The sequence below is a fragment of the Streptomyces sp. NPDC054866 genome (assembly GCF_053610745.1).
This window is the reverse complement of sequence record NZ_JBSGZA010000007.1, coordinates 398,108-413,778: the sequence shown is the minus strand read 5'-3', so window position 1 is coordinate 413,778 and position 15,671 is coordinate 398,108. Positions and strand designations below refer to the sequence as shown.

General features: G+C 71.1%; 12 protein-coding genes and 1 pseudogene. 7 read left to right on the top strand and 6 right to left on the bottom strand.

The genetic code is table 11. The features are described from left to right. The first annotated feature begins 76 nt into the window (after positions 1-76). Positions 77-1,051: an ATP-binding cassette domain-containing protein gene (locus ACWGI2_RS33010; RefSeq protein WP_453699400.1), complete on the top strand. Its 975-nt coding sequence runs from the start codon at positions 77-79 to the stop codon at positions 1,049-1,051. Then, the gene (locus ACWGI2_RS33005; protein WP_453699399.1) at positions 1,048-1,857 is read left to right on the top strand and encodes an ABC transporter permease; all 810 of its coding nucleotides are present in this window, start codon (positions 1,048-1,050) and stop codon (positions 1,855-1,857) included. Before ACWGI2_RS33010 ends, ACWGI2_RS33005 begins: the two co-directional genes overlap by 4 nt. Positions 1,858-1,869: 12 nt before the next feature. Here the strand turns inward: ACWGI2_RS33005 and ACWGI2_RS33000 are convergent, their stop codons facing one another. Genes ACWGI2_RS33000 through ACWGI2_RS32990 form a run of 3 tightly spaced genes read right to left on the bottom strand, consistent with a single transcriptional unit; the run spans position 1,870 to position 7,553 of the window. Beyond that, a complete protein-coding gene (locus ACWGI2_RS33000; protein WP_453699398.1) occupies positions 1,870-5,028 on the bottom strand; it encodes an AfsR/SARP family transcriptional regulator in 3,159 nt (1,052 codons plus the stop codon). Between the two features lie 9 nt (positions 5,029-5,037). Further along, positions 5,038-6,300, bottom strand: a complete 1,263-nt coding sequence (locus ACWGI2_RS32995; RefSeq protein WP_453699396.1) for a glycosyltransferase — start codon at positions 6,298-6,300, stop codon at positions 5,038-5,040. A gap of 32 nt (positions 6,301-6,332) precedes the next feature. Further along, positions 6,333-7,553 (bottom strand): erythromycin esterase family protein, encoded by a 1,221-nt coding sequence (locus ACWGI2_RS32990; protein WP_453699395.1) that lies wholly within the window; start codon positions 7,551-7,553, stop codon positions 6,333-6,335. Positions 7,554-7,623: 70 nt separating this feature from the next. Here ACWGI2_RS32990 and ACWGI2_RS32985 point away from each other — a divergent pair, with 70 nt between their 5' ends. The 4 genes and pseudogenes from ACWGI2_RS32985 (at position 7,624) to ACWGI2_RS32970 (ending at position 11,275) form a co-directional block, all read left to right on the top strand. Next, entirely contained in the window at positions 7,624-8,391 is a 768-nt protein-coding gene (locus ACWGI2_RS32985) for a TioE family transcriptional regulator (RefSeq protein ID WP_453699393.1), read from the top strand. Between the two features lie 176 nt (positions 8,392-8,567). Next, positions 8,568-9,635, top strand: a complete 1,068-nt coding sequence (locus tag ACWGI2_RS32980; RefSeq protein WP_453699391.1) for an FAD-dependent oxidoreductase — start codon at positions 8,568-8,570, stop codon at positions 9,633-9,635. 52 nt (positions 9,636-9,687) lie between these two features. Then, positions 9,688-10,656: a polyphosphate kinase 2 gene (gene ppk2, locus ACWGI2_RS32975; protein ID WP_453398672.1), complete on the top strand. Its 969-nt coding sequence runs from the start codon at positions 9,688-9,690 to the stop codon at positions 10,654-10,656. A 38-nt stretch (positions 10,657-10,694) separates the two neighbouring features. Next, positions 10,695-11,275 (top strand): annotated as a pseudogene (locus ACWGI2_RS32970) (PIG-L deacetylase family protein). A gap of 111 nt (positions 11,276-11,386) precedes the next feature. Here the strand turns inward: ACWGI2_RS32970 and ACWGI2_RS32965 are convergent. Further along, positions 11,387-12,241 carry an alpha/beta fold hydrolase gene (locus tag ACWGI2_RS32965; RefSeq protein WP_453699389.1) on the bottom strand — a complete coding sequence of 285 codons (855 nt, stop codon included), beginning with the start codon at positions 12,239-12,241 and terminating at the stop codon, positions 11,387-11,389. A gap of 176 nt (positions 12,242-12,417) precedes the next feature. On the opposite strand from ACWGI2_RS32965, the gene ACWGI2_RS32960 reads away from it, so the two are divergent. After that, positions 12,418-12,762, top strand: coding sequence for a VOC family protein (locus ACWGI2_RS32960; RefSeq protein WP_160509593.1), 345 nt, complete (start codon positions 12,418-12,420; stop codon positions 12,760-12,762). Between the two features lie 57 nt (positions 12,763-12,819). Here ACWGI2_RS32960 and ACWGI2_RS32955 read toward each other — a convergent pair whose 3' ends face one another. Together ACWGI2_RS32955 and ACWGI2_RS32950 are read right to left on the bottom strand one after the other, a co-directional pair. Beyond that, positions 12,820-14,397 (bottom strand): hypothetical protein, encoded by a 1,578-nt coding sequence (locus tag ACWGI2_RS32955; protein WP_453699388.1) that lies wholly within the window; start codon positions 14,395-14,397, stop codon positions 12,820-12,822. Next, positions 14,397-15,584 (bottom strand): FAD-dependent monooxygenase, encoded by a 1,188-nt coding sequence (locus ACWGI2_RS32950; protein WP_453699387.1) that lies wholly within the window; start codon positions 15,582-15,584, stop codon positions 14,397-14,399. The genes ACWGI2_RS32955 and ACWGI2_RS32950 overlap by 1 nt, the downstream gene beginning before the upstream one ends. Positions 15,585-15,671: the final 87 nt, after the last annotated feature.

The window sequence follows — 15,671 nt, the reverse complement described above, 5'->3', positions numbered from 1 at the left end:
AGGCACCGCGCTGAGTCACGGGGGCTGAAACCCTCGTGAAACCGCGCTGAAGGCGTCCTGCCGCAACCTCTGCGGCATGACGACAACGACGACACCGTCCTCACTCGCCATCGCGGCGAACGGGCTGCGCAAGTCCTACGGCGACAAGACCGTGCTGGACGGCATCGACCTGGCGGTTCCGGCCGGCACTGTCTTCTCCCTGCTCGGCCCGAACGGCGCAGGCAAGACCACCGCCGTGAAGATCCTCTCCACGCTCATCACCGCCGACGGCGGGGACCTGCACGTCGGCGGCCATGACCTGGCCGCCGACCCGCAGGCCGTGCGTGCCGCGATCGGTGTCACCGGTCAGTTCTCCGCCGTCGACGGCCTGATCACCGGCGAGGAGAACATGCTCCTCATGGCCGACCTGCACCACGTCTCACGACGGGAAGGGCGACGGGTCGCCGCCGAACTTCTCCAGCGCTTCGATCTCACCGAGGCGGCGAAGAAGCCCGCCTCCACCTATTCGGGCGGTATGAAGCGCCGCCTGGACATCGCCATGACGCTGGTCGGCAACCCGCGGATCATCTTCCTCGACGAGCCCACTACCGGCCTCGACCCCCGCTCACGGCACAACATGTGGGGCATCATCCGCGAACTCGTCTCCGACGGGGTGACCGTCTTCCTCACTACTCAGTATCTGGAAGAGGCCGACGAACTCGCCGACCGCATCGCGGTGTTGAACGACGGCAAGATCGCCGCGGAAGGCACGGCGGAAGAACTCAAGCGGGCCATCCCCGGAGGCCACGTACGCCTCCGCTTCACCGACCCGAAGGCGTACCAGTCGGCTGCCTCAGCCCTGCGCGAGGTCACCCGCGACGACCAGGCGCTCGCACTCCAGATCCCCAGCGGCGGCACTCAGCGCGAACTGCGCTCCATCCTCGACTGGCTCGACTCGACGGGCATCGAGGCGGACGAACTGACCGTGCACACCCCCGACCTCGACGACGTCTTCTTCGCTCTCACCAGCAGCACCCAACTCCCCAACCAGCCCATGGAGTCGGTCCGATGAGCTCCCTCTCCCTCTCCCTCCCGCTCTCCCTCACCGTGCGCGACTCGTCCACGATGCTGCGCCGGAACCTCCTGCACGCCCGCCGCTATCCGTCCCTCACCCTGAACATCCTGCTGATGCCGATCGTCCTGCTGCTGCTCTTCGTCTACGTCTTCGGTGACGTGATGAGCGCGGGCATCGGCGGCGGTGGCGCGGACCGCTCGGACTACATCGCCTATCTCGTCCCCGGCATCCTGCTGATGACCATCGGCGCCACACCGACCGGGACCGCGATCTCCGTCTCCATGGACATGACCGAGGGCATCATCGCCCGCTTCCGTACGATGGCGATCCACCGCGGTTCCGTGCTCATCGGGCACGTCGTCGGCAGCGTGCTGCAGGCCATCCTCAGTGTGCTGCTCGTGGGCGCTGTCGCGGTGGCCATCGGTTTCAGGTCCACCGACGCCACGTTCCTGGAGTGGCTGGCGGCGTTCGGGCTGCTCGCGCTCGTCGCGTTCGCGTTCACCTGGATCGCGGTCGGGATAGGGATGGCCAGCCCGAATGCCGAGGCGGCAAGCAACAACGCGCTGCCGCTGATGATCCTGCCGCTCATCTCGAGCGCCTTCGTCCCGGTCGACGCGATGCCGGGCTGGTTCCAGCCGTTCGCCGAGCACCAGCCCTTCACTCCCGCCATCGAGACCCTGCGCGGGCTCCTGCTCGGCAGCGAGATCGGCGACAACGGGTGGGTCACGATCATCTGGTGCCTGGGGTTGGCCGTGCTCGGCTACCGCTGGTCCACGTCGCTGTTCAACCGCGACCCGAAGTAAGCGCGCGCCGCGTCAAGTAAGCGCGCGAACCGCCTCCCACAGCTGATCCCGCTTCAGGGCGGCGTACTGCGACACCGCGTCGGCGTACGCCGCCCGGTCGGCGTTCTCGGCCGCCTGCCGGGCGCGGTCCTCCGCCATCGTCGGCTGGAACTCGCGCAGCACACGCAGCCGTTCGGCCAGCGCGATCATCCGTACGGCGGAAGCATCGCCGGACGTGAGCGCGGCCATGCCGAGCGCGTGCAGCACCGTCCCGAACACCGGCAGCTCCATGGGCGAGCGGGGCGGGCCGGCGAGCAGCGTCCGCAGCCGCTGCCGCAGCCGGTCGACCTGTACCGCGACCAGGTCGAGACGGTCGGCGTGCGCGTGCGCCGTCACCGCGGCGGACTGGATCTGGAGCGCCCACGGGTCGAGCCACGGGTCGCCGCCGTGCAGCGAGCCCGCCTCTGGCATCCGCTCCACGGCGCCGCGCCACAGGCCGAGCCCGGTCTCCGTACGACCGCGGGCAAGGGCGATCTCCGCGCGGCTGCCGAGGTCGGGGCTGTAGAAGGCGTTCTCCTGCGGGGTGTTGACCCCCTCGGTCTGCCGCAGCCAGTACTCGGCCTCGTCGGGGTCGCCGCGCTGCATGCAGGCGAGGACGAGGGCCGAGCGGATACCGATGTAGTCGAGTTCGTCACCGATATGCGGCAGCGCCTTCAGCGCTGCCCTGAGGTGTTCGTAGGCGGTATCGCCCCGCCCCACCCGCAACGACAGTTCACTCAGCCGTGAATGGCCCATGAGGTGCAGGGACGGATTGTCTACGTGAGCCAGCGCGGTGATCATCCGGTGAGCCGATGCGAGCGCCCTGTCGATGTCGTGCTCGTACTCCCATACGTAGGTGGCCACGCACTCGGCGATACCCGCGACCAGAGGCTGCTCGCTGGCGCAGAGCGCGTGCAGCACGGCGTAGTCGGGAGGGCGCATCTCGGGGAGCGCGCTCAGGACTGCCGCGGTGGCGCGCGGCAGCGTGTCCGGCGGAGCCGCGGGCAGCCGGCGGAGGGTGACGAGCTGGCGTACGCCGTGCGGGCCGTAGTTCATGAACAGGCCCGCCGCGCACAACACCGCCGCGGCGCGGGCGACTTCGACGTACTCGGGCCCGGGGTAGTAGTGCGAGAGCGGCGGGCCGGTGTCCGCGGCGAGGGTGGCGAGGCGGGGGTAGTTGGAGTCGGTGGACCACAGAGCGGCGAGGACGGCGGTGAGCGCGGCGATCGTGGGGCCGTCCGTACGGGCCAGGGCGTGCCGCAGGGCCGGTACGAGATTGTCCTGCTCGGCCCTGATCCGCTCCCGGGTGGCGACGGGGCCGCTCCCGCCGGGGTGAAGCAGAGAGCTCGGGGAAGCGTCCTCCCGGCCGAAGAGCATGTCGTGGTGGGCGAGCCCGAAGTCTCGTGCCCAGGCGAGGAATTGGCCCACGGCCGCGTCTTGCTCCCCGGCCTCCGCTCGGTGGGCCGCGCTGAACTCCCGTACGGCCTCCAACATCCGGAAGCGCACGCCGGCCGGGGTGTCGACGACGGTGAGCAGCGACTGACCGGTCAACTGATCGAGGAGCGACAGCGCATCGTCACCGAGCACGTGCTCCGCCGCCTCCCCGGAGAAGCCTCCAGGGAAGACCGACAGCGTGCGCAGCGCCGCCCTTGCGTCCTGTGCCAGCAGGTTCCAGCTCCACTCCACGACCGCGTGCAGTGTGCGGTGGCGCTCCGGCACGTCCCGCGCCCCGCCGCGCAGCAGCGCGAACCGGTCGCCGAGCCGGCGGGCGATCTCCGGCACCGACAGCACCCGCACCCGCGCCGCCGCCAGCTCCACGGCGAGCGGCAGGCCGTCGAGGTGGCGGCAGAGGTCGGCCACCGCGTGCGGCGGCAGCTCCACGCCGGTCCTCGCGGCCCGGGCCCGCTGCGTGAACAGCTCGACCGAGGTGGCGAGACCGAGCTCCGGCAGCGCGTACACCGCCTCTGACGTGAGGTCCAGCGGGGCCCGGCTGGTGGCGAGCACCCGCAGCTCCTTCGAGGACGCGACCAGGGCCTGTACGAGGCCGGCGGCGCCCCCGATGACCTGCTCGCAGTTGTCGAGCACCAGCAGAGCGGGCCCGGAGCCGAGCACGCCGAGGATGCCTGACACCGGGTCGGCCGCGGCGTGGCCGCTCACGACGCCGTGCCGCCCCTCGCCCGCACCGAGCGCGGCGGCCACCTCCGTGGCCACGTCCGCGTCCGCGGTGACAGCGGCGAGCGGCACGAAGTACACCACGCGCTGCTCGGCCCGGCGGCTGACGGCGTGCGCGAGCCGGGTCTTGCCGAGGCCGCCGGGCCCGACGACGGTGACGGCACGGGAGCCGCGCAACAGCCGCTCCACCGCCGCGATGTCCGCATCGCGGCCCAGGAGTGGATTGGGCTCGTGCGGAACCCCGTGCCGGACCATCGGGGCCTCGCCGCGCAGCAACTCCTGCTGCACGGCCTTGAGTCCGGCGCCGGGATCCGTGCCGAGCGCCTCGCGCAGCTCGCGGCGGTACGCCTCGTACCGTGTCAGCGCGGCGGACGGGCCCGCCGTCGCCGCCTCGCCACGCAGCAGCTCGGCGAGTACTTCCTCGTCGCGCGGATGCTCAGCGGCGGCCACGGCCAGCGGCCCTGCCGCCTCCGCATGCCGTCCGAGGCGGGCGAGTGCGAGCGCTTGTGCGCGTACGAGAGTGCCGCGGACGGGGGCACGCTCGGCACGCAACGCGGAGACGGGGCCGTCGACATCGTCCACCCCGCCAGGGACGCCTTCCCAGAGCGCGAGCCCGGCCTCGGCTGCGGCCAGCGCGCCCGCGTGGTCCCCGGCCCTGGCCCGCTCCGCACTCGCGGCGGCGTGCAGCAGCACCGCGGAGCTGTCGACCTGACCCTCGCCGAGGGTGAGCCGGTACCCCGTCGGTGTGCTCGCGATGACGTCGGCACCCAACTGCGCCCGCGCCCTGGACACGAGCACCTGAAGCGCCTTTCCCGGCCGCTCCGGCAACGCGTCCGGCCACAGCCCCGCCACCAGCCGCTCGGTGCCGCAGCCCGCGCGCAGGTCGCCCGCGAGCAGCGCGAGGAGCCCGCGGAGCCGGGGTGCGGTGACCTCCTGCCCGCGATGGGCGACACGCGGCAGCAGGGTCAGTTCGGTGGTCACCCGAGCACATTAGCCAAGGCGGCGGAACTGTACGGCGCTCGGAGGTGTACCGCCTGACGGTGCGCGGCCGATCAGCAGTTCCGCTGCCGTCGTCGCCCCGTCGGTGCGGAAGGTGTCGGCCACTGCCCTTGCTCGTTCGTGGGTGTCGTCAGCCAGGGCTGTCTTGAGCGCGGCGGACAGGGATTCGACGGTCGGGGTGGGGCCGTCGTGTGCCGCGCCGATGCCCAACTCGGCCACGCGGGCGGCCCAGTACGGCTGGTCCGCGCCCTGGGGCACCACCACTTGGGGTGTGCCGGCGCGGGTGGCGGTCGTCGTGGTGCCCGCGCCGCCGTGGTGCACGACGGCGGCCACTCGGCGGAACAGGGCCTGGTGGTTGGCCTCGCCGACGGCGAAGCAGTCGTCCTGGTCGTCGATCAGGGCCAGGTCGGCCCAGCCGCGGGAGAGGAGAACGCGGCGCCCGTGCGCGCGGACCGCCTCGACGGCCACCCGGGCGACGTCGGCCGGGGCGCCTATGGGCGTGCTGCCGAAGCCCACGTACACGGGTGGTTCGCCGGCGTCCAGGAACGCCACCAGCTCGGCGGGGAGCGGCCGTTCGTCGGGCGTGATCCACACGCCGGTCTGCACCACGGCGAGGTCCGGCGTCGCCTGCCACGGGGCCAGGGTCGGATCCGTGGCCAGCCATGGTTGGCCGGTGAAGGCGTAGTCGCGGACGTTGTCGACCGGGGGCAGGCCGAAGGACGCCCGCTGGGTGTTGAGCATGTCGCCGAACATCGAGTTCGCGATCCGCGCGTCCTGGTCCCACAACACGCGGTTGTCGGTCACATCCGGCGGCAACGGCCGCCCCCGCCGCGCGGGCGGGCGGCGGTACGGCGAGGGCAGGCTGACCGGCTGGTGGCTCGCGTGTATGTAGCGGATGCCCAGCTTCTCGGCCACCGACCGGGCTCCGGCCGTCGCGGGCAGGGGGCCGGTCGCCACCAGCGCGTCACACCCCTCGGCCGCCGCGGCGACCGTGCCGAACTGCGCGGCCATCAACTCCGCCGCACGCTCAGCCAGGCCCACCGCCGAACCCGGCGTCACCGTGGTCACCAGCGGGCGCACCGGCCTGCCGGTCGGCACCATCTCCACGCCGACCTCGGCCAGTCGCTTGGCGAACTCCTCGTCCGGCGGCGCGCACACCCGTGCCTCCGCTCCGAGTTCCCGCAACCGGACCGCGAGCCCCACCATCGGTTCGACACTCCCGCGCGACCCGTACGCCGACAACAACACACGCATGCCGTGATTCTCATTTCTGCAGGTCCCTGGAGCTAGCTCCGTGGGACGTCCTTGAGGAACATGAGCCCGTCGATCCCCGTCAGGTGAGCCGGGTCGAGCGGGGCGTAGCCGAACCATGGTGATACACGGGGCGCGGGCGGTGTGTTGCCGAGGGCCGCGGCCAGCTGCCCGGCGTCGATGACGTAGCGGTCCTCCGGGAGCTCGTACAGGAGTCCTTCGAGGGTGTCCGGTTGTGGGGTGTCCACCCCCTGGTGGCGGATCGTGCCGAGGGCCGTGGCCAGGAAGGCATACTCCTCGCCCAGGCGGGCGCTGACGAGGGCGCCGGCGCTCCACCACTCAAGGAGCGGGTGGTCCCACATGCGCATCGAGCTCTTGTCGCGTTGGAGATGGCTGTTGTGGGCGTGGACGAGTGTCGGGCCCCGCTCGGCGAGGGCGAGGAGGTTGTGGGCCATCATGTGATCCCGCTGGCCCAGAAGGCGGGTCATCCGGCTCGGCGAGGCATCGGCCATCCAGTGGTGGTATCGCAGCAGGCCGGTGGCGGTGCGCCCGCACAGGCGCGCTCGGTCGAAGGCGTCCCGTGAGGTCGCCGTGATCAGGTGCGGTGTCTGCATGTCGAGCAGGGCCACGAGGTCGTCGGCGAGCAGCCGTAGTTGTTCCGCCTCGGTCGACTGCCCCACGGACTGGGCCGGGTCCATCATCGCGGCGGGATTGGTCCATGGGTCGTCGGCGCCGAGCAGGTCGTCGAGGGCTTCGGCGGTGCAGGGAAGTAGATCCGCGTCCGCTACCCCGGCCGAGAGGTAGCTGTGGAGTGCGGTGAGGGCCTGGCGGGGGCTCGCGGCGTGGGTGATCTCCAGGGGGCCGTCGAAACCGGCGAAGCGGACGTGGTCGGACGAGGGCCGGCCGTCGTTGAACGTCCTTATCCAGCGCACCAGTTCGCGGTTGGCCGCGGAGGCGCCGCCCCAGTCGTGGCTGAAGCCGTGCTTCATGACCTCGTCGAGGGTGGTGCCTGTGTCCGCGCCCGACGTGACGTAGTCGTCCACGACCAGGCCCATCATGCAGTCGCTCTCGATCGCGATCGTCCGGTAACCCTCCTGCTCGATGAGCTGCTGGAAGAGCTCGTTGCGCAGGTCGAGCAGAGGGTCCTCGCCGTGGGTGGGCTCGCCCAGGGCGAGCAGCTGTGGACGGGCCTGGAGGAGATTCATGACGGTGGTCGCCTCGACGGCATGGACGGTGTCCTTGATGTCAGTAGCCATGCCTTAAACGCTATCGTTGAACTCTCGATTGAAACTTTGCTGCCGTACGGGTCGGGTCACGGATGGGATCATGGGGCGAAACCTTCAAAGCGGGGATCGGCTCAGGCCGGTCGACCTGGCGCGCGGGCACGGTCTGTCCACGCAGGCGATCAGGAACTACGAGGAGGCCGGCATCCTCCCGGCCGCTGATCGCACGTCGCACGGCTACCGCATCTACACCTCGCGGCACGCGCGGGCCCTGCGCGCGTTCCTTGCCCTGGTGCCCGGCCATGGCCACCAGACGGCCACGTCGATCATGCGGGAAGTGAACCGGGGCGCGGCCGGTGAGGCGTTCCGCCTCATCGACGAGAGTCATGTCCAGCTCCTGGAGGACCGGCGAACCCTCCAGGCCGTGGAGAGGGCGCTCCGAGACCTGGGGTCCGCGCCGGTGTCCGGGGGTGGGTCTTGGGCTGGACCGGGGGCTGAACCAGCGGCTGGGGTCGGGCCCGCGTCTGAGGGCATGTTCGTCGGGGCGCTGGCCGGGAAGCTCGGGATCCGGCCGGCGACCCTGCGCAAATGGGAGACGGCCGGCCTTGTCCACCCGCGTCGGGACCCGCGTACCGGCTACCGCGTCTACGACGAGGCCGACGTACGGGATGCCCGTATGGTGCACCAACTCAGGCGGGGCGGCTACCTGTTGGAGCAGATCGCCCCGCTGATCGCCCAGGTGCGGGCGGCGGGCGGCCTTGAGCCTCTGGAAGCCACGTTGAGCGACTGGCGCGGCCGGCTGTCCACCCGCGGGCGAGCCATGCTGACCGGCGCCGCCGAGCTGGAGACGTACCTGAGCCAACCCCGGTGAGAGGGGTCAATTAGGCCCTGACCTGGGCCTGGGGGTGTCGGGCAGCAATCGGGCAGCTGTCGGGAGCCGTGGGGCCGCTGTCGGTGGCTTGTCGGTGGCCTGTCGGCGGGGTCCGGCACCTTTCGAGGAACGGCCGCCGGAGATCACTCGGCCGGCCCCGACCCCGAGGAGCCCTCATGCGTACCCCCGTCACGATCATCGGCGCCGGACTCGGCGGACTCACGCTGGCCCGCGTCCTGCACCTCCACGGAATCCCGGTCACCGTCTACGAGGCGGAGTCCTCCCCGGCTGCGCGTTCGCAGGGCGGCATGCTCGACATCCACGACTACAACGGACAACTCGCCCTCGAAGCAGCCGACTTGATGGACGAGTTCCGTGGCCTGATTCTGGAGGGCCGCCAGGCGATGCGGGTCCTCGACCCGGACGGGACCGTCCTGCACGAGATGGCCGACGACGGCACGGGCGGACGCCCCGAGGTGCAGCGCGGCGAACTGCGGCAGGTGCTGCTCGACTCGCTCCCGGCCGGCACCGTCCGGTGGGGCCACAAGGTCAGCAGCACCCGCAGCCTCGGCGAAGGCAGTCACGAGGTGACGTTCGCCGACGGCAGCACCGTCATCAGCAGCCTGCTGGTCGGCGCGGACGGCGCCTGGTCACGGGTGCGGCCGCTGCTCTCCTGCGCCACACCCGAGTACACCGGCAAGTCGGTCGTCGACACTTACCTGTTCGAAGCCGACACCCGGCACCCCGCCGCCGCGAAAACGGTCGGTGGCGGGTCGATGATCGCGTGCACGCCGGGCAGGGAGATCTTCGCTCACCGGGAAAGGGGCGACACTCTGCACGCCTACGTGGGACTGTCCGAGCCACAGGACTGGTTCGCCGCCATCGACTTCACCGACGCTTCCGCTGCCGCCTCTCGAATCGCTGAGGAGTTCACCGGCTGGGCGCCGGAGCTCACCGCGCTGATCACCGACGGAGACATCCCGCCGGTCCTGCGCCCCCTCTACGCCCTGCCCACCGAGCACCGGTGGGACCGCGTGCCCGGCGTGACCCTGCTCGGCGACGCAGCCCACCTCTCGGCCCCGAACGGCGAAGGCGCCAACCTCGCCATGTACGACGGCGCCGAACTCGGCAAGGCCATCGCCGCTCACCCCGACGACATCGAGACGGCGCTCGCCGAGTACGAACAGGCCATGTTCCCCCGCAGCGCCGCTGCCGCCACCTCACCGATCGCTCCGGGTAAATAGCGTTCGATGCAGGTAGAAAGGTGGCACGCGTTGATGAGGCGTCGATGAGTCGATGAGAGGAGACGGTGTGGCGTCGGACGACAAGGACGGGGAGCGTTTGCTGGACGGGCTGTCGGTGGATGAGGCCCGGCCGGAGCGCCCGGTGCTGCTCGACGCTGAGGGAGAGCCGCTGCGGACCTGGCAGGAGAACTATCCCTACTCGGAGAAGCTGAAGCGCAAGGAGTACGAGCGCCAGAAGCGGATCCTGCAGATCGAGCTGCTGAAGCTGCAGAGATCGGTACGCGAACAGGGCCAGCGCATCGTGGTCGTGTGCGAGGGACGTGACGCGGCGGGCAAGGGCGGCACGATCAAACGCTTCACCGAGCGCCTCAACCCCCGCGGTGCCCGCATCGTGGCGCTGGACAAGCCCACTGAACGGGAAGCGGGCCAGTGGTACTTCCAGCGTTACGTCGCGGAGCTGCCGTCCGCGGGCGAGATCGTCTTCTTTGACCGCTCCTGGTACAACCGAGCCGGCGTCGAGCCCGTCATGGGTTTCTGCACCCCACGCCAGCACGAGGAATTTCTTCAGCAGGCACCGCTGTTCGAGAAGATGATCACCGATGACGGCATCGTGCTGGTCAAGTTCTGGTTCTCCGTCTCCAGGGCGGAGCAACGCACACGTTTTGCCATCCGCCAGGTGGATCCCGTACGCCAGTGGAAGCTCTCACCCACGGATCTCGCGTCGCTGGATCTCTGGGACGCCTACACCCGCGCCAAGGTGGACATGTTCCGTGCCACGGACACCGTCCACGCGCCGTGGTCGGTGATCAAGTTCAACGACAAGCGCCGCGGCCGCCTCGAAGCGATCCGGCACCTGCTGCTGCGTGTCGACTACGCGTCGATGGACAAGGACGCGGTGGGGGAGGCGGACCCGCTCATCATCGGCCCGGCCGACACACTGCTGGAAGCGGACGAGGATCCGACGGACCTGTCACCAAGCCGGCTCGCCGAGGGTGAGCAGGGTCCTGGTCAGCACCCGTGAAAGCCACCGCTCAGCGGCGAAACCCGGCGTCTGCGCCCATGCCGAGCCTCCTCGCCGTTTTCGCCCACCCGGACGACGAGTCCCTGTCGGCGGGCGGAGCGCTCGCCCGCCACGCAACCACGGGCGCCCGCACGGCAGTTGTCACGGCGACCTGGGCCGCGGACACGAAACGCGCCACCGAACTGACCCACGCCCTCCAGATCTTGGGCGCCGGGCAACCACGGATGCGCTCGCCTGTCAGGCGGCGGGACTTGAGCGCCTCTACCCGGAGGCCGGTGCCCCCTGGCAGCCGAGCGCGATGTACTCGGCCACGCACCCGCACTCGGCCGTACGGGCGTGGGGCGGACATCTGGCCGCAACAGGCAAGGCCATGCGCAGCGTTCCGGACGAGTGGGTGACCGCCACCGTCGATGTCGGGCCCTGGCTGGAGCAGAAGGTCGCCGCGGTGCTGGCTCACCGCACCGAGGTGGAGCGAGGGGCCGCCCCGGGGCTGATCGCAGGCCTACCGTCATCAGAACGGGAACAACCGCTCGCCACCGAGTGGTACATCCGCCACGAACCGGCCTCCATCAGGGCGGCACAGGCAGCACAGCCAGCACAGACGGAGCTGACGGTCTGAGCGTCACAGGGCAGCTGCTGCGACGGCCGATCGGCCAATGGCGCGATACGGCCCGGCGCAGCCGTCGCGCGCCGGGTCGCATCGCGTACCGCGATGACGAGACGTGGGACGTCAGTGCGTCGCGAGGCCTGCGAGCAGCTGGGCGGCGGGCTTCGGGTGGACGAGCCAGCGCAGGTGGCTTCCCTCGAGGGTGCCGACATCGAAGGGGTTGTCGGGGGTGAGGGTGTTGCCCTCACGGATCAGGCGGTCCTGCATGGCGAGCGGGATGCTGGTGTCGTCGGTCAGGCGCACATAGGTCTTGGGGATGCGCCCCCACGTCGCGGCCTGAGTCCGGTCGGCGGACGTGCCGACATCAAGGTTCTCGTCGGGCTGGAACGTGTTCAGGAACGTCAGGAACTCGTCGTCGGTGAGGTCGGCGGCGAAGGCTTGCTTGAGCGCGGCCAGCGTACCGGCGTCGGCGGTGCGGAAGTTGACCCGCAGCAGGCCCAGCTCGGCCGGGTTCCCGACGAGCGCCGGAGCGAAGGCACCCGGGTCGACGCCCGCCATCTCAGGCTGGGCGTAGTAGTCGTTGACATCCAGGTCGACGGGGCACCATGCGGAGACATAGGCGATCCGGTCGACGAGGTCGGGCCGGGCATTGCCGACCGCGGTGATCGTGATGCCACCTCTGCTGTGGCCGACAAGGATCGTCGGCCCGTTCTGTTTCGCTCTCTCGAGGACCTCGATCACACGGGCGGCATTGTCGGCGAGGGTGACCCCCTTGATGCTTCCCGGTACTCCCGCGAGCACGTCGAGATCCTGCGGCGCCTGGTACGGCGCGGCGTAGGTCGCCTCGAACCCGTGCCCCGGCAGGTCGACCGCGACCGAGCGGTGCCCGAGGAGGCCGAGCTCGGCCTGCAGCGGCGCGAACGAGAAGGAGTTGGCGAAGGCGCCATGAACAAATACGTATGTCGGCTGATTTTGCATGCCAGTAGCCTCCAACGAAATGATCTTCGGAACAAGCACGATTTGGATAACCCTGTCTGTCCCAAGGCCCGGCCCGCGGTATGACCTTGACCCGCAGTCGGCACGGATGACGTGGCGGAATCCGCCACGTGCTCACGGGGCCCCTGCGCGGACGCCGTCGTGCATAGCATGGCCTCATGACCGTAGATCTGTTCGCGGGCATTCCTGTCCGCGACTACGCCACGGCGGTGGCCTGGTACCAGCGACTGCTCGGTGGGCCGCCGTCCTTCCTGCCCAATGAGACCGAGGCGGTGTGGGAGCTCGCCGAGCACCGGTACATGTTCATCGAGGTGCGGCCCGATCATGCCGGGCACGCCCTGCACACCGTATTCGTCGAGGATTTCGACGACCGCGTGTCCCGGATCGCCGAGAGGGGTCTGAAACCCGACACGCGTGAGACCTACGCCAACGGCGTCCGCAAGGCCACCTTCCGTGACCCGGACGGCAACGAGATCGGATTCGGCGGAAGCCCGAGGGACTGACCGGGACTGGCCCCCCCGCCGGGCAGGGCGCGCAGACCGTTCAGCTCTGCGGGCCGTTCAGCCCTGTGGACTCTCCGCAGACGCCTTGGCTTCCTCAGTGTCCTCAGTGTCCTCAGCGTCCTTGGCGCAGAGGTACGGACGCGCGAGGAACAAGGCGGTGCCGGTCAGGACGATGCCGAAGTAGACCGGCGCGAGGTGGATGAAGTCCGTGTAGTGGATCGTGCCGTGCACCGCCACGGCAGGCAGGAAGCCGGCGGCGGCCGCTGTGGCCAGGGACCAGAACACCCACGCCTCACCGCGCCGCCAGCCCCACGCGCTGAGCAGCACGATCGCGACCGCGGCGGACATCAGGGCGCCGCCGAACCCCGCGCGGTCGTGGGCGAGGAACGGCACGAGCCGCGGATTCACGGCTTCCAGTGTGTGCGTGTCGGTGCCGAGGAAGGTCAGGTCGGTCGGCACGAAGACATCGGTCAGACCGACCACCGAGATCACCGCCCCGCCCACGAAAAGCCCCGCGCCCGTGAGAATCATCAGCAACTGGCCGACCAGAGCCCGCCGGCGCCCCGGCTCCGGTCCCTCGGGCGCCAGGCGCCACCGTGCCGCGTGCGGGGCACGCCGGACCGCGGCGACGAACATCGGGAACAGCACGAGGGCCGTGGCCGTGTGCAGAGGTTCCACGAAGCCGGTGGCCAGGAAGTAGAACAAGGTGGGGAAGCCGATCGCCCCCGAGAGCAGATACACCTCGCGGGCCCAGGGCCACCCGCGTCTGATCCCGCCCACGGCGAGGCCGGTGTAGAGAGCGCCGATGGCCACCATCGTGCCGGCCATGGTGATCCGATCGTGCTGGAGGAAGTGCACGAGGTGGTGATTGGCGGCGTGCAGTTCGTGCAGCGTCATGCCGAGGTAGTCGCGGTCGTACCAGAGCAGCACCGGTCCGAGCGTGATCGCGGCGGCGCCGAGTCCGGCGCCCGTCATGCCGAGCCCGACCAGCAGCGCCCAGCACCAGGCGGGCCAGCGGCGGGGGTCGCGGCCGACGTCGCGCAGCACCGGAGTGGGCGCGGTGGGCGTGGCGGCCTCGGTGACCCGCGCGAACCAGCCGGGTCCGGCGGCCACGAGCACGGCGGGGCGGGCGAGTACGACGGTGCCCGGCTCATCGAGCGCGCTCGCCGCGGCGGACACCGACGGGTCGCACACGTGGATGACGTGCGGGTCGTCGCCGCTGGTGAATCCGTCGACATGAGGTTCGAGGGCGGCTTCGACCTCCGGGTCGCCGGTACGGACGACCACCGGGATCGATCGGCCGGCGGCGGCTTCGCGCACGGTCCGCACGTCAGCCGCCGAGACGGGCGCCACCTCGACGACACCGGCCCCCAGCGGCGACATGGCGCGGACCGTGTCGCGGGCGAGGGAGGGCGGGACGGATATGCCGAGGCGGACGGTCACGGGCACACCGGCGATCTCGCCGGCGAGCCGCTTCGGCGGATGGCGGTGGCCGAACCCCCGGGCGATCAAGCGCGCGCCGCCGGGGCGGGAGCCGATCGAGGCCAGCAGCCGCAGAGCGCTCCGCTGTGAACGGCGCAGGCCCAGAACGGCAGCGGCCGCGCCCCGCAGCGGCTGATAAGTCCAGTCCGGCATCAGTGACCCTCGTTCTCCGCCGCGGTCACCCGGCCACCGGGCGCGGTCCAGTCGAGTACCGGCGTCATGGAACGCAGCGTCGCCCGCGTCGGCATCAGGCGAGCCGCCGTGTCACGCAGCAGCACGGCGGGCGCCCACGCCAGCTGGCCGAGTGCACCGAGCCGGGCGGAGCGGCGCGCGATGGCCTGGGTCCGGGGGCGGCGCAGCAGGTCGTACGAGCGGAGCGCGGCGGCCACGTCCGCGGTGCCGTCGAGGCAGTGAGCCAGGGTGACCGCGTCCTCCAGGGCCTGGCACGCGCCCTGGCCCAGGTTCGGGGTCATGGCATGGGCCGCGTCGCCAAGGAGCGCGACCCGGCCGTGGACGAAGGAGGGCAGGGGCGGCAGGCCGTACAGGTCGTGCCGGAGCACCGCGTCCGCGGGGACGGCGGCCAGGAGGGCGGGGACGGGGTCGGGCCAGGCCCCGAACCGGCGCAGCAGTTCGTCATGTTCCGAGGTTCCGGAAGCCACCCCGGCCCCGGCGGGCAGCGAAGCGGTCGCGAAGCAGTACATCCGCCCGCCCGGCAACGCCGTGTAGCCGAACCTCTCCCCGCGCCCCCAGATCGCCGCGCCTTCGGAAGGCGGTGTGGCCAGGGGGTCGGTGACCATGCGCCAGGCGGAGTATCCGGCGTACCGGGGGCCGGCCGCATCGGGCCAGAGCGCGCCGCGGACCGCACTGCGCAGCCCGTCGGCGCCGATCACGAGGTCGGGCCGGGACTCGCCGCCGGAGTGCTCGACGACCGGGCCGTGGTCGTCGTCGCGGACCGTCGACACCTCGCTGCCCGGCCGCAGACTGTCGGCGGGCAGCGCCTCGGTGAGCGCCCGCAGCAAGTCCGCGCGGTGCAGGACCACCAGGGGCTGACCGAAGCGCCGGGCCAACTCCCCGTTGTCCGTACGGGAAAGCCAGCGGCCCCGCCGGTCGCGTACGCCACCGGCGGCTTCGACGGCGCCGAGTTCCCGCACGGTGCCGGCCAGGCCGAGCACGTCGAGCGCGCGGAGCGCGTTCGGCCACAGGGAGATGCCGGCGCCGATCTCGGTGAACTCGGGGGCCCGTTCGAGCACTTCGACGCGCCAGCCCCGGCGGTGCAGGGCGATGGCCGCCGTGAGGCCGCCGATCCCGCCGCCGACGATGGTCGCGGCGCGCTGCGGCATGGTTCCTCGCTCTGGGGTCGGGGGGCGCCACTCCCGGTCAAGTGGCGCTCGATCCGGTGCCCGAGCGGCATGTGACCTACACGAGTC